Consider the following 18,833-nt stretch of genomic DNA (forward strand, 5'->3'; position numbering starts at 1 on the left):
AGGGAAGCGCCCTCTCTTCTTTTATCGTACCATCTCATTCAAGATGGCAAAGAGTTCTTTACTCGCTTCTTCCGCAGCTTTAAAGCAAGCAATAACCTCTTGATCGTTTTTGACTGAGTCTTTTTTCAATAATTCCATCGCCTTTCGAATCTCTTCATGCACTTTCTTGTGCGGTTCCAAGAGTTTCCCGTATGCAGGCAATTGGCCGAATACCGTTTTCCCCTCGCCTTGCTCGTACCAATGTCCGAGGGCACAGGAATGGTGGTCGCTGAATCCATTTTGCTGCTCAACTTTCCCTTCAAATCCGACCTCATACGCACGGGCTTTAAAGATCATATGGTCAATCTTCGCCATATTGGTGAAAATTTCATAGCTGATCGCCTGATTGTCTTCTTTGATTTTCTCGACATTGCTGATTAATTGCGACATGACTTGTTTAAAGGCATCCAAACGCTGCGTTGAATCAACCGCATACTCTTCGACCCGCTCGCTATTTTCCAACATACCGACTGAATTTTGTTTCAAGACACTGATGTTGGATTCCACTTCACTCGTCGCTTTTTGTGTCCGCTCTGCCAGCTTACGCACTTCATCGGCAACAACGGCGAATCCTCGCCCGTGTTCTCCCGCCCGCGCAGCTTCGATCGCCGCATTAAGCGCCAAGAGATTGGTCTGATCCGAGATATCTTTAATCAGAGTGATGACATTTGAAATTTCACTCACATTGTGATTCAGCTGTTCGGAGTTGCTGCGCGAATCATTAATCATTTCGGTAATGTTGGCCATACTCGTCATAATCTCATCGGTCTGCGTACTCACTTGATCGACAACGTTTCCGGTTTCTTCGTTTAACTGGTTAACCTCGTTAAGATCTTTTATACTGCTTTCCAGGCTCCCGCGAAGGTTCCCTGCATTGTCAATCGTTCCGCCGATCATTCCATGTGCCAATGCCAATGAAATCGCGTTTTTGCGGTTTTGTTCTTCCATTTTTTCTTTTGCGAATGATGCCTCTTGAGCTTTCCCCTGTGCTTCAACCGCGATCTTTTCAACTTTTTCAATAAAGATATTGAAACTTTGCGCAGCTTTCCCGATCTCATCATTCGAAGAGATACGGAGCCGTTTGCTCAAATCAGCATCCCCGCTTGCAAGTTCCTGCGCTATAGCGTCAAGGTTTTTGATCGGTTCCGTAACGGCTCGGCGTACGATAATAACCAATAACACTAAAATAATAATATCGATGAATGACATAATGACCACTTGGCGCAAGAGTGAATTTTCCGATTCGCTGATCATACTTTCGACCGTTTCCAGTTTTTCACCGGTCAAAGCGTACCCCACGATGTTTTTGGAAAAATCTTTGATCGCGATAGGGGTCACATAATAATTTTCAGTTTTAAAGGAACCTTTTTGAGGGTCAAAAACTGTTGAATCCAGCTCTTTTAAAAACGCTTTGTCGATCGTATCCTTTTTCAGTGCCAGCGTATAGTCGGCACCGATTTTAGGGGCATCTTTCAGCTCTTTGGCAACACTCAGATAGCCATTATTGACGGCTACGATCACTTCAGCCCCATAATTTTTCCGCATGTCTTTAACGATAGAGTTCAGCCCCTGCATAAACTCCACAGAACCCAAATACTCACCGCCTGAAATAATAGGGGCAATCCCTCTAAGTTCGAGACCCGCATTCCCGACCTCGATGGCGACAAGAGGTTTTCGGCTCTCTTTAACCGCAAGAATGGTTTTTCGAAATCCGGACAGATCGTCACCGTATTTTTCGGGTTTCCACACACGGATAAAGCTGTGTACATTTTGGTCATGTACATGAATTTTAATATTGCCGAATTTGGTATTCTCTTTATACTCTTTGGATAAAGACTTCAGACTCCGGAGGGTAGCTTCCCTGTCCCCGCTAGCAAGGCCGTTGACGACAGCACTGTTTTTTGAAATACCGATGGCATTGGTAATCCCTACATTGTTTTTGGATTCGATTGCTTCGTCAAATACCGTAGTCATCTCTTTGGATTGTGCAGTATAGACATCAGCACGTATCTGATCTACCGAAAGCCAATAATTGACTAATACGATCACAAATCCGACCAAAATCGATGCAATTAACGGGACATGAACCTTTTGTGCGATACTAAGATTATTCACAAATACCTCTTTTTGATGATATCAATCTCCTACAATGGAAATTATCTATTCTCATAGAATAGCGGTTAAATGTAAAATTGACGTAAAATTAATCGAAAATGGCAAAAAAATGATGCACGGAAGAGTCTATTTCAATTCAGATCATTTTGGAAAGAATCTCGATAAAATTTTTGATAAAACAGAAAAATGGAAGGGAGTGGCTGAAAGGGTACAGCGGCGGTTAGCCGTTGTACTTTTCGAGATATTTGGTATCGAAGTTATTGGAAATAAAATCAGGATTTTTCATCATTTTCAAATGAAAAGGAATCGTTGTTTTAATCCCGGTGATCGTGAACTCGCTCAGAGCACGATGCATTCGTGCGATCGCATCATCACGGTTCGTTCCGTACACGATCAGTTTGCCGATCATTGAGTCATACGTCGGAGGTACGATATAGCCGGAATGGGCATGGGTATCTACCCGTACATTCCGTCCGCCCGGAGATATCCACTGCGTGATTTTTCCGGGACACGGCAAGAATTTAATCGGATCTTCCGCTGTGATTCGGCACTCGATCGAGTGGCCGCTGAGGACAACGCTCTCTTGCGCCGGAAGGACTTCCCCCTCCGCTACGCGGATCATCATCTCAATCAAATCCAAACCGCTGACCATCTCGGAAACCGTATGTTCTACTTGCAAACGGGTATTCATCTCCATAAAATAGAAATTCTTATCGGCATCCAAAAGATACTCGAATGTACCCGCTCCTTCGTATTTGATGAACTTGGTTGCACGAACCGCAGAAGCATGAAGTTCTGCACGTATCTCAGGAGTCAAGGCGACGGCCGGAGACTCTTCGATCAGTTTTTGGTGACGGCGCTGCATTGAACAGTCACGCTCACCGATATGCAACACGTTTCCGTGGCTGTCTGCAATCACTTGCACTTCGATATGGCGAGGATTTTTAATGAATTTTTCCATATAAATCGTACCGTCACCGAATGCGGTTACCGCTTCGGCTTCTGCCGCTAAAAATGCGTTTTCGAGATAACTTTCATCTTCAACGACACGCATCCCGCGCCCGCCGCCGCCGGCTGCTGCTTTGAGGATAATCGGGTACCCGACCTCTTTTGCACGTACCGCGGCATCGGCGATATCTTTAATTGCTCCGTCAGATCCGGGAACAACCGGAACGCCTGCGGCGATCATGACATCTTTCGCTTTTGATTTATCGGACATCAATACCATTACTTCAGGAGTAGGTCCGATAAACTTAATCCCGTGATGGGTACAAATTTCAACAAAATTTTGATTTTCACTCAAAAATCCGTATCCCGGGAATACGGCATCGCATCCGCTGATTTCACATGCTGCGATAATAGCGGGGATATTAAGATAACTTTGTGAGCTCGGAGCGGCTCCGATACAAATAGCTGCATCTGCAAGCTTAAGATAAGAAGCCTCTTTGTCCGCTGTCGAATAAACAGCTACCGCTTCTTTACCCATCTCTTTGATCGTACGGATAGCACGAAGCGCAATCTCGCCGCGGTTTGCGACTAAAATACGTTTGATTTCCGCCATGATTAGAGCTTCTCGACAGCGAATAATGGCATATCGTACTCAACTGCCTGCGCATCCGAAACAAGAACACTTACAATTTTACAATCAAACTCGGCTTCGAGTTCATTCATGATTTTCATTGCTTCAAGTACTGCAATAACTTGCCCTTTTTTCACACGATCGCCCACTTTTACGAAGGGAGCCGAATCGGGTGAAGGAGAGGCATAAAATGTCCCGACCATTGGAGAGACGATCATATCACCGGTATGCACAGGGGCTGAAGGTACTGTTTCAGATGCTGCAGACACAGCAACCGGAGCTGCCGCAACTGCTACAGGAGCTGCCATCACAGGTGCGGCAACCGCACCGATATTTTTTTCAAGTTCAATCGAAAAAGCGTCTTGAGTAATTTTTAATTTTGAAAGAGTACTTGCGTCAAACTCTTGCAAAAGGGCTTTAATTTGTTTCATATCCATCGGAAAATGCTCCTAAAAGTAGGGTAATAGATGTGTTATACTACCACAAATAAAATTAACAACGGATATGAAGATGGGTCTCAAAAGCGACGGATGGATACGGGAAAAAGCATTAAATGAGGGGATGATCTCCCCGTTTTGCGAAGATCAAGTGGGTGTAGGTGTCGTCAGTTACGGACTTAGTTCTTACGGATATGACATCCGTGTGACCAACGAATTTAAGATTTTTACCAATCTAAACTCCACTGTTGTCGATCCGAAACATTTCGATGACATGAACGTCGTCGACTTTACGGGTGACGTCTGTATCGTACCCCCTAACTCGTTCGCATTGGCGCGGACGGTGGAATATTTTAAAATTCCCCGCGATGTTTTAGCCATCTGTTTGGGTAAATCTACCTACGCCCGCTGCGGGATCATTGTCAATGTCACCCCTTTTGAACCTGAGTTTGAAGGACACATTACGATCGAAATTTCAAATACGACTCCCCTCCCGGCAAAAATTTATGCCAACGAAGGGATTGCGCAAGTCCTCTTTTTGCAAGGAGATGAGATGTGCGAAACCAGCTATAAAGACAAAAGCGGCAAGTATCAAGGACAAGAAGGGATCACGCTTCCACGGATTTTAAATTAACTAGTGGTACAATTCCGGCAAAATTCCACGCAAGGACATACAATGTTGCACGAATACCGCGATGTTATCACCCATATGAAACAAAATGATGCGGCTAATGCCCATTTTTTGAAAATTTTCGATCGTCACAACGATCTTGACAACCAAATCTCAAAAGCTGAAAACGGTGAAGTACCAATGACCGATCTTGAGCTTGAAAAACTTAAAAAAGAAAAATTGTTGCTCAAAGACGAAGCGTATGCAATGATCATCGAATACAAAAAAGAGCACAGCCTCTAATTTTCTTTCTCTCCCCGCTCGGGGAATTCTTTCTCACTTTTTCTACTTCAGTTGATTTCCTTTTTAGCTATAAATGGATACGATTTATTTTTTATGACTTCATCCAAGGGATAATAGAATGATTGCTGCCACTTCTTATACTGCGCTGTCCGAGTTTGGACGTTCATTATTGAAGCGCCCGACACTTTCCGAAGGGCTTCCGATGATATCGGAGTATGCCAAGCAAGTAAGCGGTGCCGAACGTTGCTCTATTTTCATATACAATCCAAAACTCAAAATGCTGTGGACGACTTTGGCCGATGGAGTCGAAAAAATTATGGTTCATCAGGATGACGGAATCGTAGGGCATACGGTTAAAGACGCGAAACCTATTTTAGTCAACAACCCTTATGAGGATGACCGTTTTTTTCATGCGGTCGATAATAAAACCGGTTTTGTCACCGAAAATATCGCGTCCATCCCAATTCTCGACTCATCCCGCCATGTAATAGGAGTCTTTCAGCTCCTCAACAAACCCGGCGGATTTTCCCGCGAAGATGCCAAATTTATGATATTTTTCGCCCACTATATCAGCGGCTACATCGAGTTGGCCATATTATTCGATGATGACGCCACACTGCTCAAAAAGGGGATTGAATGAGTTTAGCAATATACAAAAGGATTGCCGATTTCGGCAAACGGCTGACGCAGCTCGACCAGATTGAAGAAGCGCTTCCCACAATCTCCGAAGAGGCCAAAGCCATTGTCAATGCGGAACGCTGCTCGATCTTTATCGTCGATCGTGCCGGAAGTATGCTTTGGACAAAACTGAGTGACGGAATCGGGCGTATTGCAATCGGGATCGATTCAGGGATCGTCGGCGATACCGTCCACACTAAAACGGTGCAGATGGTCAACAATCCCTATGAAGATAGCCGCTTTTTATCCAAAATCGATGAAAAAAGCGGTTTTGTGACCCGCAATATCCTCGCCGTTCCTATCTTTAACTCACGCCAAGAGGTAATCGGCGTCATCCAATTACTGAACAAATATAACGGTGATTTTAATGAAAATGACGAAGGGATTATGAGTTTTTTTGCAAACTATATCAGCGGGACACTTGAATTGGCACTGCTGATGGAAAAAAAATAATTTTACAATAATTCGCGGTTCATCCAATGGCTGAGAACATAGAGTCCCCAAACATGCTGTTTAAAGCGGCCTTTTCGGCCCATTTCAATATATTCATCGATGACGTGCGGGTGGAATAACCCCGTTTTTGCATTGACTTCCCGGATCAGCTCAATTCGCCCGGAAGCGATCAGCCACTCCATATACGGATTTGCAAATCCTTTTTTCTTGCGATCAATAATTTCATCACTTAGATAATTCCGCGCAATTTGCTTCAAAAGCGTTTTGGTTTCTCCCGAACCGATACGCAATGCCGGATCGATTGACAGTACGCTCTGGGCTAAACGATGATCTAAAAAAGGGGTCCGGGCTTCGATCGTATGGGCCATGGAAACCCGATCAAGCTTGGTCAGAAAATGTTCTCCGACAAATAGTTTGAGATCAATCATACTGTACCATATGCTCGGATCACTATGGGCACTTTGTTCAAACATATCTCGATAGTTTTGCAAGAACCGCAGCGATTCGTTATCGCGAACATTACGGCGGAAAAGCTTGTTTTGCTGCAAATCGGTGAACTTGTCCCCGGATGTCCGAAACAGCAAGGTGTCATCAAAAACCCGTTTATACCATTCCCATTCCCGATTCATCGAAAAATTCGAATGAAAATATTTTTTGAGCCAATTTTTATGGTGCAAAGAGGCCGCTTTTTCGATGTCGAGATACTCAAAATACTGCCGGTATCCTAAAAAAAGTTCATCGCTTCCTTCGCCGCTCAAGATGACTTTATACCCATCTGCCGCGATTTTTTTCAAAAGCAGCGAGAGCGGTAATGCCGCAGGATCATTAAGCGGTTCATCCATATGGATTAGAAGTTCATCCAAATGGTCGTTAAAATCCTCCTTCGAAATAATGACTTCGGTATGTTCCAATCCCAAATATTCTGCCGTTGTTCTCGCATTGGCACGTTCATCATACGCACCGTATTCATTGTACCCGAGAGTAAATACGGGAAGTTTTTTCCCCTGCCGCGCTGCAATCGCGCAGATCATCGCACTGTCCAGCCCCCCGGACAAAAGTGCCGCTGTCGGTGCTTCAGTGTCAAGACGCAGCGCTATGGAACGATGAAGTTCTTCTTCAATACGCTCTAAAGCGGCAGCCAAATCTGTTATTTGCGTTGAGGGGGCATTCAGCAAATCATAGTAACGATGTTTCGTTATTTTCCCGCGCTCAAAGCAAAGCCACTCCCCGCTTTCAAGCTTTTCGATCCCTTTATAAAACGTATGCGGAGGAGTCGGCGCCAGAAAAGAGAGGTATGAGTGAAGGGCTTCATGATTCATTTCAACGGAAGGCAAAAAAGGTTTAATCGCTTTAATCTCCGATGCAAATACAAAACTGCCTTTTCCCTGGTGATAAAACAGGGGCTTCTTTCCGAAGCGGTCACGGACGAGAAAGAGTTTGTCGCCATCCATCAGCGCAAAAGCAAACATCCCTTCCAAGTGTTCTACACACGCGATTCCCCACTCTTCATAGGCTCTCAAAATCACTTCCGTATCACTGGATGTTTCCCATGTTGAACCGCTCAAGCGTTCCCGCAGTGCCTTATGATTATAAATCTCTCCGTTAAAGCTGATGAGCAGACTTCCTCTGCGCATCGGCTGGTGCGACCGCGCATGAGCATCGGTAATCGATAGCCGCTGATGTGCAAGAAAATATCCGTGATCCTCTTCTATCCCGCAATGGTCGCGTCCGCGATGGGTCAATGTTGCTAAGGCCTCACGCGCTTTATGAGGAGAATAATCGCCGATAATTCCGAATACACCGCACACAGGAAACCTTTTTTTTCGAAATTATACGCTATCATAGCCTAACCATAAAAAGTATCTTTTAAAGCACCGGAAACTCATGATACCTATCTCTATATCTCAAAAACAAATTGTTATGAACTTTTTTGAAAATGACATTAAAATCGTCAAGAAATATTTTAATGCCATCGGATTTGATTTTGACGAAGATTTTAGATTTGATGTGTTTAAAGAGTTTATTTATTCTGCTGCAGGAATGTTTAAAGATCTGGATCCCACCATCTATAACCAAGAGCTCATCACCAAATTTAAAACCATACGCTATCTCAATGAATGTTACAGTGATTTTGAACAACGCAGTCTGTACGCACAGAAAGTCTACAGCAAAGATTTTTTGAGCGCACAAGAAGCCTATATGGCTGAAAAACACACCTTTGACACCCTCAAATCCGAACTCCAGATGCTGATTACCAAGGAACAAACACTTTCTGAAAAACGCAAAATGATGGAGGCACAGTTCACCGATCAAGAGAATCCTATTCCCGCAGATCAACGGGATACCTTTGAAGAAGAGCTCAAAAAGACCCGCCGAGATCATGTCGATGCCATCCATATGATAGGGACGCACCGACAAAAGCTTGAAGAGATTCAGGCATTGCTTCAAGCCTTTGAAGAACAGCACAAAGAAGAGTTCCTACGCTATTTTAACGAGATGAAAGAGAAGCTGACGCACCAATATTCCGAGTCCCTGAACTATTTCGGATTTGATTTTAACGAAGCCTTATTCCGTAATTCAGAGCTATCCGGCCCTATTCAACGTTTCAAACGCGAAGCGGGGATCCAAGGCAATATCGATTTATGCAAATACGTCGAATATTATCTGCGCAATGTGATTCTCGAAGCACTGGCGGACATTAACCACAAAGAACGGCTGCTCAATGCAAAGCGCTACTGTGAACGCAAAGGGAATCACTGAATATGTCAACCGTTTTTATCGAGGCTTTCGCCTCACTCGGTCTTTTTATGTTCGGAATGATTTATCTCGAAGATTCTCTTAAAAAGGCTGCCGGGTCATCGTTTAAACGATGGGTAAAAATTTCAACCGATACCAACGCCAAAGCGCTTTTTACCGGAACGGCTGCCACCGCGGCACTTCAAAGTTCTTCCGTCGTCACCCTTATGGCACTCTCCCTAACCGGTGCGGGACTGATGAGCCTCCAAAGCTCTATCGGGGTCATCTTCGGCTCCAATATCGGTACGACGGCGACCGGATGGATTATTGCCATCATCGGATTTAAATTTGACATTAAACTTATCGCTTATGTGATGGTCGGGTTCGGCGGCATCGGAAGTGTTCTCGCAGGCGAAGGAAAAATACGTCATATATTCGGGGGAATTACCGGATTCGGCCTGATATTTTTAGGGTTGGAGGGGCTTAAAGACAGTTTTTCATCTCTCTCCGGAACGGTTGATATCGAAGCCCTGCGCGGGTATAACATTCTAATCTTCTTAATCGTCGGAATGGCTCTCACGGCCATTATTCAAAGCAGTTCAGCCTCTATCGCCATTGCACAAAGTGCTTTATTTACCGGTATTTTAGGATTTGAACATGCTGCGGCATTTGTCATCGGTGCCAATGTCGGGACAACTGCGACGGCATTGCTCGGAGCGATCGGCGGCTCCAGCGATAAGAAACGGACAGCCTTGGCTCATATTCTCTTTAACCTTTCAACCGGTATTGTTGCCTTTCTTCTCCTCTCCCCTATGAGTTGGGCAGTCACCCATATAGGGCTGGATCAGAATGTCGAAGCGCTGGCACTGTTTCATACCCTTTTCAATGTCATCGGGGTTGCCATCTGGTTCCCGCTGATATCCATCCTTACCCAGTGGCTCAAAGGGAAATTTCATGTCATCAAACCCACGGCTACGCTGTACATTCATAATGTAACGTTTGATGTTCCAGCCGTTGCCCATGAAGCACTGCGTAAAGAAATACTTCATCTCGGGCATGAAGTATGCGCGTTTGCCGTCACGGCAATCCATATTCCTCCCGAAGAAGGATTAAAACATAATGCATCCATCTCGAAGCTGTTAGAGGCGTACAAAGAGCCCCTCTCCCTCCCTCTTCATCAGCGCTATAATGATCTCCAGCAGCTGCAAGGGGAAATTCTCGATTATGCTACCGCCCTTTCTAGCCATATTCAGCTCCCGAATGTTCGGAAAGAGTTTGATCAGACCCTTAAAATGGCAACTCAGCTCATCGCTGCTTCCAAATACATCAAAGACCTTCTCGATGATATCAATATGCTCTCCGAAGCCGATACGCGTGAGATGGAAGCCTTCTACCATGAGCTGCGCTATCAAATCCTCGCCCTCTCTATGCACTATAACGACTGGCTCAACGGAGACAGTGAAGCGAGTGAAAAACTCGAAGCTCTTTTCACCAAACTCGATACCAGCTACAAAAACAGTGTCGGAATTCTCAGCGATATGATCAGCGACTATAAAATTTCCAAACAAATGACCGCCATTTTCATGAACATCACCCATATCACCCGCAATTTTTCAAAAGCACTGTATAAAAGCATGAATGAGCAGAGAGAGTAAATGGGCTATTTTCTGCGTTCAAAAAAGACGGACTTGTGTAACGCTGGGGAAAGGGTATTTAGTATTTATGAAGGACGTTTATACTACAATCGATTCTCTTTTAATCATAAAGTAAAGCAAAAATGAATACAGAAAATCATACTATCGGTATCGTTGGTTTAGGTTATGTAGGTCTCCCTTTGGCAGCAGCATTTTCTAAAAAATATAACGTTATCGGATTTGATATCAATACGGAACGGATTCAAGAACTCATTGGCGGATACGACCGCACATTGGAGATTGAAGCGTCTGAGCTCAAATCACTTTGCAACACTATGCAATTTACGTCAGAACTTAGCGCTTTGAAAGCATGTACTATTTTTATTATCACCGTACCGACTCCGATCGATGAGAGTAACCGTCCGGATCTTTCACCTCTTATTTCTTCTTCACGTGCTGTTGCTTCGGTGCTCAAAGAAGGTGATATCGTCATCTATGAAAGCACGGTTTACCCCGGGGTCACCGAAGAAGTTTGCGTGCCTGAGCTGGAACACTTCTCCGGCCTGAAATTCAATAAAGACTTTTTTTGCGGATACAGCCCCGAGCGGATCAATCCGGGGGATAAAGAGCATACGGTAACCAAAATCCTCAAGGTAACCTCCGGCAGTACTCCCGAAACTGCAAAAAAAGTCGATGATCTGTACAAAAGCATTATCACCGCCGGAACCCATCTGGCGAGCAGTATCAAAGTAGCCGAAGCGTCTAAAGTCATCGAGAATACCCAGCGCGACGTCAATATCGCCCTTATTAACGAGCTTGCCCTGATCTTTGATACGATGGGAATCGATACCAATGAAGTCATCGAAGCGGCGGCAACCAAATGGAATTTTATCAAGCTAAAACCGGGGCTTGTAGGGGGGCACTGCATCGGGGTCGATCCCTACTATCTCACCTATAAAGCCGAAGAGCTTGGGTATAAGCCCAATCTGATATTAGGCGCCCGGCAGATCAATAACGGAATGGGGAAATATATTGCCGAAAAAACAATCAAATGTATGATTTCCGCCGATAAAAAAATCAAAAATTCACAAATATTGGTTCTCGGAGTAACCTTCAAAGAAGATTGTCCCGATATGCGCAATACTAAAGTAGTCGATATTATCGAAGAGCTTAAAGAGTATGGGTGCAATGTTGATGTTTATGATCCGTGGGTTGATCCGAATGAAAATAAAAAGCATTACAAACACGGCATTATCCCTGATCCGTTTACACATACAAAGCGCTACGATGCAATCATTTTGGCGGTTGCACATGATCAGTTTAAAAAACTGCGAGATGAAGATTTCCGTAATATTTCAACTGATGCCCCGGTCATTATCGACGTCAAAGGGATTATTCCAAATGCGACATGGAGACTCTGAGAAATGAAAAACTTTGCCCTTATCGGAGCTGCAGGATATATTGCCCCCCGCCATATGAAAGCGATCAAAGAAACGGGCAATACCCTTGTGGCGGCATTGGATAAATACGACGGGATCGGCATCATGGACAGCCATTTCCCTGATGCCCATTTTTTTACCGAATTTGAACGTTTTGACCGTTTTATTGATAAATTTCACCGAGACAGTGACCAAAGAATTGAATATATCGCCATCGCAAGCCCAAATTATCTGCATGACAGCCATATCCGCTTTGCCCTCAAAAGCGGAGCGCATGCGATTTGCGAAAAACCCCTTGTGCTGAATCCCCACAACATCGACCAACTCAAAGTGATCGAAGAAGAGACCGGTAAAAAAGTTTACACAATCTTACAACTTCGCCTCCATGATTCCATCATCGCCCTCAAAGAAAAAATCGCTAAAGAGTTAACCGAAAATCCGAACAAAGTTTATGATATCGATCTGACCTATTTAACCAGCCGCGGACGATGGTATTTCATGAGCTGGAAAGGCGATGTTGCCAAATCTGGAGGCATCGCAAGCAATATCGGAGTGCACTTTTTTGATATGCTGAGCTGGATTTTCGGTCCCGTCGAAGAAAACATCGTCCACATTAAACAGCCGGACACAAACGCCGGATACCTGAAGCTCAAAAATGCACGTGTACGGTGGTTTCTCTCGGTCAATTACGACTATATACCCGATGAGATCAAAGCAACCGGCAGTCGCACATACAGAAATATTACGGTCGACAACGATACCTTTGAATTTAGCGAAGGATTTACCGACTTGCATACCATAAGCTACAAACATATTTTAGAAGGATACGGTTTTGGCTTAGATGACGCACGTCATTCGATCGAAATCGTTTCGGCTATTCGTAAACTTGAGCCGATCGGTCTAAACGGCACCTATCATCCCTTCTGCGAGAAAGTCGGCAATGCCTAATTATTTCGCACACGAAAGTGCTTATATCGATGATGGAGTTTTGATTGGTGATAACACCAAAATTTGGCATTTTTGTCATATCCTAACCGGATCACGGATTGGAAAGAACTCTTCATTCGGACAAAACTGCGTTGTGGGGCCGAACGTCACTCTCGGCAGCGGAGTCAAAGTCCAAAACAATGTCAGTATTTACGAGGGGGTAGAGTGCGAAGATGATGTATTTTTGGGTCCAAGCATGGTATTTACCAACGTCACCAATCCAAGAGCCTTTATCGTCCGCCGCGATGAATTTAAAAAAACCCTCCTTAAACACGGATGCAGCATCGGTGCGAATGCTACAATCATTTGCGGTATCACGATCGGAGAGTACGCGCTAATCGGCAGCGGCGCCGTCGTTAACCGTGATGTCAAACCTTACGCGCTCATGGCAGGTGTTCCGGCTCGTCAAATCGGCTGGGTCAGCCGTGCCGGCAATACACTCCATTTCGACGAAAATGGCGAGGCCGTAGATAGTTTTGACGGAAGCCGATATAAAATTATTGATGAGACCGTAGAGCTAATAGCATGAAGATCGATTTTGCCAATCTCCGATATCAGCATTCTCTATATCAAGAGGAGATAGAACACGCCGTTTTAAACGTCATGCATAAGTGCAATTTCATCATGGGAGAGGAAATTGCGGAGCTTGAAAAGTCATTAGCCGATTTTACCGGTGCAACCCATGCCATCACCTGCAGCAGCGGTACGGATGCATTAGTATTGGCCATGATGGCACTGAACATCCTCCCGGGTGACGAAATCATTACGACCCCTTTTACCTTTATCGCAACAGCGGAAACGATCGCATTTTTAGGGGCAAAACCGGTATTTGTCGACATCGATGCAATCACCTATAATATTGACGTTTCGAAAATCGAAGCGGCCATTACCCCAAAAACAAAAGCAATCATACCGGTAAGCCTCTACGGCCAGCCTGCCGATATGGATGAGATACAGGCTATAGCAGACAACTATCATCTCAAAATCATTATTGACGGCGCACAAAGTTTCGGAAGTACCTACAAAACAAAAACTGACAGCTGTCTGGGAGATATCTCCTGTACCAGTTTTTTTCCCGCTAAACCGCTGGGATGCTATGGAGACGGCGGAGCCGTATTTACAGATAACGAAGCTTTAGGTGAAAAGCTCAAGTCGCTCAGACTCCATGGCCAGACCAAACGGTATCACCATAAATACATCGGGATGGGAGGACGCCTCGATACGATCCAGGCTGCCGTTTTAAACGTCAAGCTTAAGTATTACCGGCATGATCTTTCTCTGCGCCAACACGTTGCCAATACGTATTCAAAGGTTCTAGCAGACAAAGATTTAATTTTACCGACGATAAAATCGGATCGTACTTCCGCGTGGGCGCAATATTCGGTGCGGATACAGGATCGCGACACGGTACAAAACAGACTAAAAGCAGCAGGTATCCCCACAGCGGTACACTATCCCCTGCCCCTTCATCTGCAAGAGTGTTTCGATTATTTGGGATATCAATCCGGCGATTTTGAAATCAGCGAAATGATCGCGAAAGAGATTTTGAGTTTGCCGATGAATCCGTATTTGAATGATCAAGAGATCAGCTACATAGCGGGATGTTTATGAGAAAAATGTTTTTGTACTGCTTCCTCATCATCTCTGCTCAAGTGATCCGTACAATTTGAATCATCGTAAATTGACATAAAAGGAATGGCCGATATGAAGCTTTTTTTTACAAAACTTTTTTCCATTCTGAGCAAACACGACCTGAGGTTTCTTACGCTTTTACTCTTTGTTTCCGTGTTCATTTCCTTAATTGAGATGATTGGTGTCACTGCCATTTTACCTTTTATCAATATTGCCAATAATTTTTCAAATATCCACACGAACCGCTATCTGGAGCAAATCTATACTTTCTTTCAATTTCATAATGACGTTGATTTTGTCGTTGCTATCGGCATTATCCTAGTGTTCTTTTATTTTTTGCGCAGTCTTCTTAATCTCGGCTATTTTTATCTGCTCGCTAAATTTTCAAAAGGGAGATATCATCTGCTGGCCTATCGGCTTTTTGAAAATTATCTCGGGATGAGCTATCGTTTGTTTATTGACAAAAATAGTGCGGAGCTGACGAAAGCAATCATTAACGAAGCTCAAAACATGACCAACCTTCTTTCCGGGCTTCTCCTCATGCTGAGCGAAGTATTTGTTGTTATTTTTATCTACGCGATCATGCTCTATATCAATTGGAAAATCACCCTTTTAATCAGCATAATCTTAATCGTGAACGCTCTTTTCTTAGTTAAAACTGTCTCGCGTGCGATCAAAAAAGCCGGAGTATCCCGCGTAGAACATCAAAAAAAGTTTTTCGAAATTATTCAAAAAAGTCTCGGGAATTTTAAAATGATGAAACTGACCGCGGGTACCGAACCGATCCTCCATGAATTTGATCACGCCAGTTCAGGCTATGCGCTCGCCAATATCCGCAACGAAACCCTTAGCCAATTTCCACGCCTTTTTTTAGAGGCTTTAGGCTTTGGAACCATCATCTTTATTGTCATTTATCTCGTCTATAAATATCAAACTGATATTTCAGGAACCTTGGCGCTAATTTCAATGTTTATACTTGGGCTCTATCGTTTGATGCCCTCTGCCAATCGCATTTTATCCGGCTACAATCAAATTTTGTTCAATAAAAGCGCCCTCGATATTATCCATAACGATCTTATGTATGATCCTGAAAATCTCGGTCAAGACGCTATCTCTTTTCAGCAATCAATCGATTTGCATCATGTCAGCTTCGAATACGACGAGTCTAAACCGATTTTATCGGATATGTCGATTCAAATTTCTAAAGGGGACAAAATTGCATTTATCGGTGAAAGCGGCAGCGGAAAATCAACCCTTATCGATCTCATCATCGGGCTGTACCGTCCTAAGAGCGGTTTCATCACGGTTGACGGCATTTTACTGAATGAAGACAATATCAAATCATGGCGGCAAAAAATAGGCTACATTCCGCAGAATATTTATCTTTTTGACGGAACCGTCGCTCAAAATGTTACGTTTAACAAACCCGTCGATGAAGAAAAAATCAGGCACGTCCTTGCGCAGGCCAATATTGCAGATTTTTTGACCACCAACCATGAGGGAATCTATACAAAAGTCGGAGAGAACGGAATCAATCTCAGCGGTGGACAGCGTCAGCGGATTGCCATTGCGAGGGCTCTTTATAACGATCCTGAACTCCTGGTTTTGGATGAAGCCACCAGTGCCCTCGACGCAGAAACCGAAGCAAAAATCATGGATGAAATCTATAAAATATGTGAAAATAAAACCTTGATTATCATCACCCACCGTCCGAGTACGATTACACGATGCAACAAGGTCATAACCTTATGAGTCTAAAATCTTTTTATGAGCACAAAATAAAAAAGATTTTTTCTATTCTCTACAGCATAAGGCAGAAAGACACCTATCATCAGTTAGATAAATGCGATGTATTATTGATATGCCACGATCATGATTTGGGCATGACTTTGGATGGAAAAGCCTACTCTCCCATCATTGACAGCATGCTTGAAGCATTAGAGAAACACGGCTGGATTTGCAGACGATTTGCTCTCCCGTTCTCTATCCTGGTCGGTGAAAAAGCGTTTGCAGCTCCGGTAAATGCTAACAGAAGAATGTTCCTGTCCAGAATACTAATGAAATTGGCCGAAACCTACAGAAAAATCAGGCACCAAACAAATGTTTCGGATGAAGCTTTCGCGCTATCCTCAGAAAACTTCTATTTTGAACTTTTTAAGAAGATAGAATGCAAATGCATAATGGGTATCGGATTAAGCAGCGACATCTGCAGGGCCTCAAACAGATTGGGCATTTTTTCGTTAGAAATCCTCCACGGTATCGGACTTCCTGAAATTTCACAAAAATTAAATCGACAAGAACCGCAGGCTTTGCCCAAAGGGATACTCTCGTTCGACACTATTTCTACGCAAGCGTATTCCGTACTTGCATCCAAAGAGGTTACGGTCAAACAGACGCCTCACCTATGGCTTAACCGTTTTACCGATGAAAACCGTGCAAACCTGCCCGCAGAATGGAAAAAAAGAGTTGAAACAAATCAAAAATATCAAAAAAATATTTTGATTACGCTCCAGTGGGGATATGACGGAGAAGTCCCTCTTTTACAAAATATTTTGAACAACGGGATTCTGTCCGAAGCGATAATCGAAGCGATAAAAGAGACGGGAAATGAGATCTTTTGGTGGATCAGGCTACATCCTGTCCAGCTCAGAGGCAGAAACTATCGACATCATAAAGAGTTTCTTGAAAATTTGTCATCACGCTTTAAAAATTGCGAATGGAGAGAAGCCTCAAGTCTTCCGCTGCCGGCCTTATTGCAACAATGCGACGGTCATATAACGATGATTAGCGGGTCAGCCTACGATGCATCATTTTTTGGAGTACCCACGCTGCTTCTTTGTCCTACGCTGCAAAAAGGGGGAGTCCATGAAAAATACTTTTCCGATCTCAAAACGTCAAAAAAAGCAATTTTAGGGAAGTTATCGCCTAAAGATATTATTGAATGGGTAAAATACGCTCATCGGCTGCCAGAAAATACAGAGTCTAAAAATATGAGTATCGAAGACGTCATTAAGTGGTCGATGGGAAGGGTTGATAAATAAGATGGAAACGGTTCGAAATTTTCAACAATGTACACGATGTGTTATGGATACGACCGATCCAGCCATTTATTTTGATCAGAACGGTGTCTGTAACCATTGTCATAATTTCCATGAGTCCACTGTAAAAAAATGGTTCCCCAATAAAGAGGGAGAAAAAAAGCTCGCACGTATCTATGAAAAGATAAAAAATGAGAATCGCAATAAACCTTATGATTGTATTTTAGGTCTTAGCGGAGGAGTAGACAGCTCGTATCTTGCTCTGAAACTTTATGAAGCGGGAATCCGTCCTCTCGTTGTACATGTTGACGGAGGCTGGAACAGCGAATTGGCAGTTCAAAACATTGAAAACATCATCCATTATTGCGGATGGCATCTTCACACCATTGTCATCGACTGGGAAGAGATGAAAGATTTACAGCTGGCCTATTTAAAATCCGGTATCGCAAATCAGGATGTGCCTCAGGATCACGCTTTTTTTGCATCGCTGTATCATTTTGCCACCAAACACAATATCAACTATGTCATCAGCGGAGGAAATATCGCAACCGAATGCATATTTCCAAAAACTTGGCACTGGAGCGCTATGGATTCTCTCAATTTAAAAGCGATACACAAAAAATTTGGTACAAAAAAGTTGAAACACTATAAAACTATCGGTTTTTTTGAACTCTATTTTTATTACCCGTTTATTAAAAAAATGAAAACCGTACGCCCTTTGGATTTCATCCCTTATGTCAAATCCCAGGCATTGGAAGAACTGAAAGAGAAAATTGGCTACAAAGAATACCCTAGAAAACACGGGGAATCTATTTTTACGAAATTTTTTCAAAATTACTATCTGCCTATGAAATTCGGATTTGATAAGCGAAAGCCCCATCTGTCCAGCTTGATCGTCACCGCTCAAATGACAAAAGAAGAAGCGTTAAGAGAGCTTGACAAGCCTTTATATGATGAAAAAGAGCTCGTTTCGGATAAAGAATATGTCGCCAAAAAACTGGGTATAACGGATGAAGAGTTGGAAAATATTTTGCAAATGCCGTCGCATACCTATAAAGATTTTCCCAATATGGAAAAACGCTATAAACAAATGAAAAAAGTCCAAAGTTTCTTCTCAAAGCTTTTAAATAAAAATCTATCGAACTACTCCTAG

General features: G+C 43.5%; 17 protein-coding genes. 13 read left to right on the forward strand and 4 right to left on the reverse strand.

Annotation, left to right across the window (positions count from 1 at the left end; translation table 11 throughout):
- Positions 1–21: 21 nt before the first annotated feature.
- The 3 genes from WAO38_RS10030 to accB form a co-directional block, all read right to left on the reverse strand.
- Entirely contained in the window at positions 22–2,154 is a 2,133-nt protein-coding gene (locus WAO38_RS10030) for a methyl-accepting chemotaxis protein (protein WP_422236726.1), read from the reverse strand.
- 220 nt (positions 2,155–2,374) lie between these two features.
- On the reverse strand, positions 2,375–3,715 hold the full coding sequence (locus WAO38_RS10035; RefSeq protein WP_422236728.1) for an acetyl-CoA carboxylase biotin carboxylase subunit: 1,341 nt from the start codon (positions 3,713–3,715) through the stop codon (positions 2,375–2,377).
- Between the two features lie 2 nt (positions 3,716–3,717).
- The gene (gene accB / locus WAO38_RS10040) at positions 3,718–4,170 is read right to left on the reverse strand and encodes an acetyl-CoA carboxylase biotin carboxyl carrier protein (protein ID WP_422236730.1); all 453 of its coding nucleotides are present in this window, start codon (positions 4,168–4,170) and stop codon (positions 3,718–3,720) included.
- A 73-nt stretch (positions 4,171–4,243) separates the two neighbouring features.
- On the opposite strand from accB, the gene dcd reads away from it, so the two are divergent.
- The 4 genes from dcd (at position 4,244) to WAO38_RS10060 (ending at position 6,214) form a co-directional block, all read left to right on the forward strand.
- Complete coding sequence (dcd, locus tag WAO38_RS10045) at positions 4,244–4,804, forward strand: dCTP deaminase (protein ID WP_015654670.1); 561 nt, start codon at positions 4,244–4,246, stop codon at positions 4,802–4,804.
- Between the two features lie 42 nt (positions 4,805–4,846).
- Positions 4,847–5,083, forward strand: coding sequence for a YdcH family protein (locus WAO38_RS10050; protein WP_422236732.1), 237 nt, complete (start codon positions 4,847–4,849; stop codon positions 5,081–5,083).
- A 118-nt stretch (positions 5,084–5,201) separates the two neighbouring features.
- Positions 5,202–5,723 carry a GAF domain-containing protein gene (locus WAO38_RS10055; RefSeq protein ID WP_422236734.1) on the forward strand — a complete coding sequence of 174 codons (522 nt, stop codon included), beginning with the start codon at positions 5,202–5,204 and terminating at the stop codon, positions 5,721–5,723.
- Positions 5,720–6,214, forward strand: a complete 495-nt coding sequence (locus tag WAO38_RS10060; RefSeq protein WP_422236736.1) for a GAF domain-containing protein — start codon at positions 5,720–5,722, stop codon at positions 6,212–6,214. Before WAO38_RS10055 ends, WAO38_RS10060 begins: the two co-directional genes overlap by 4 nt.
- A 2-nt stretch (positions 6,215–6,216) precedes the next feature.
- On the opposite strand, the gene asnB is transcribed toward WAO38_RS10060, so the two are convergent.
- Positions 6,217–8,022, reverse strand: a complete 1,806-nt coding sequence (gene asnB, locus WAO38_RS10065) for an asparagine synthase (glutamine-hydrolyzing) (protein ID WP_422236738.1) — start codon at positions 8,020–8,022, stop codon at positions 6,217–6,219.
- A 112-nt stretch (positions 8,023–8,134) separates the two neighbouring features.
- Here asnB and WAO38_RS10070 point away from each other — a divergent pair, with 112 nt between their 5' ends.
- From WAO38_RS10070 to WAO38_RS10110, 9 genes are all read left to right on the forward strand, one after another.
- Positions 8,135–8,974, forward strand: a complete 840-nt coding sequence (locus WAO38_RS10070) for a hypothetical protein (RefSeq protein ID WP_422236740.1) — start codon at positions 8,135–8,137, stop codon at positions 8,972–8,974.
- A 2-nt stretch (positions 8,975–8,976) separates the two neighbouring features.
- Positions 8,977–10,605 carry a Na/Pi cotransporter family protein gene (locus WAO38_RS10075; protein WP_422236742.1) on the forward strand — a complete coding sequence of 543 codons (1,629 nt, stop codon included), beginning with the start codon at positions 8,977–8,979 and terminating at the stop codon, positions 10,603–10,605.
- Positions 10,606–10,727: 122 nt separating this feature from the next.
- A complete protein-coding gene (locus WAO38_RS10080; RefSeq protein ID WP_422236744.1) occupies positions 10,728–12,005 on the forward strand; it encodes a nucleotide sugar dehydrogenase in 1,278 nt (425 codons plus the stop codon).
- A gap of 3 nt (positions 12,006–12,008) precedes the next feature.
- Positions 12,009–12,971 carry a Gfo/Idh/MocA family protein gene (locus tag WAO38_RS10085; RefSeq protein WP_422236746.1) on the forward strand — a complete coding sequence of 321 codons (963 nt, stop codon included), beginning with the start codon at positions 12,009–12,011 and terminating at the stop codon, positions 12,969–12,971.
- Positions 12,964–13,539 (forward strand): acyltransferase, encoded by a 576-nt coding sequence (locus tag WAO38_RS10090; protein WP_422236748.1) that lies wholly within the window; start codon positions 12,964–12,966, stop codon positions 13,537–13,539. Before WAO38_RS10085 ends, WAO38_RS10090 begins: the two co-directional genes overlap by 8 nt.
- Positions 13,536–14,621, forward strand: a complete 1,086-nt coding sequence (locus tag WAO38_RS10095) for a DegT/DnrJ/EryC1/StrS family aminotransferase (protein WP_422236750.1) — start codon at positions 13,536–13,538, stop codon at positions 14,619–14,621. Before WAO38_RS10090 ends, WAO38_RS10095 begins: the two co-directional genes overlap by 4 nt.
- A 93-nt stretch (positions 14,622–14,714) precedes the next feature.
- Entirely contained in the window at positions 14,715–16,394 is a 1,680-nt protein-coding gene (locus WAO38_RS10100) for an ABC transporter ATP-binding protein (protein ID WP_422236752.1), read from the forward strand.
- Complete coding sequence (locus WAO38_RS10105; RefSeq protein WP_422236754.1) at positions 16,370–17,683, forward strand: hypothetical protein; 1,314 nt, start codon at positions 16,370–16,372, stop codon at positions 17,681–17,683. The genes WAO38_RS10100 and WAO38_RS10105 overlap by 25 nt, the downstream gene beginning before the upstream one ends.
- A 1-nt stretch (position 17,684) precedes the next feature.
- The gene (locus tag WAO38_RS10110) at positions 17,685–18,833 is read left to right on the forward strand and encodes an N-acetyl sugar amidotransferase (protein WP_422236756.1); all 1,149 of its coding nucleotides are present in this window, start codon (positions 17,685–17,687) and stop codon (positions 18,831–18,833) included.

The organism is Sulfuricurvum sp., from assembly GCF_049277495.1.
Taxonomy (GTDB): Bacteria; Campylobacterota; Campylobacteria; order Campylobacterales; family Sulfurimonadaceae; genus Sulfuricurvum.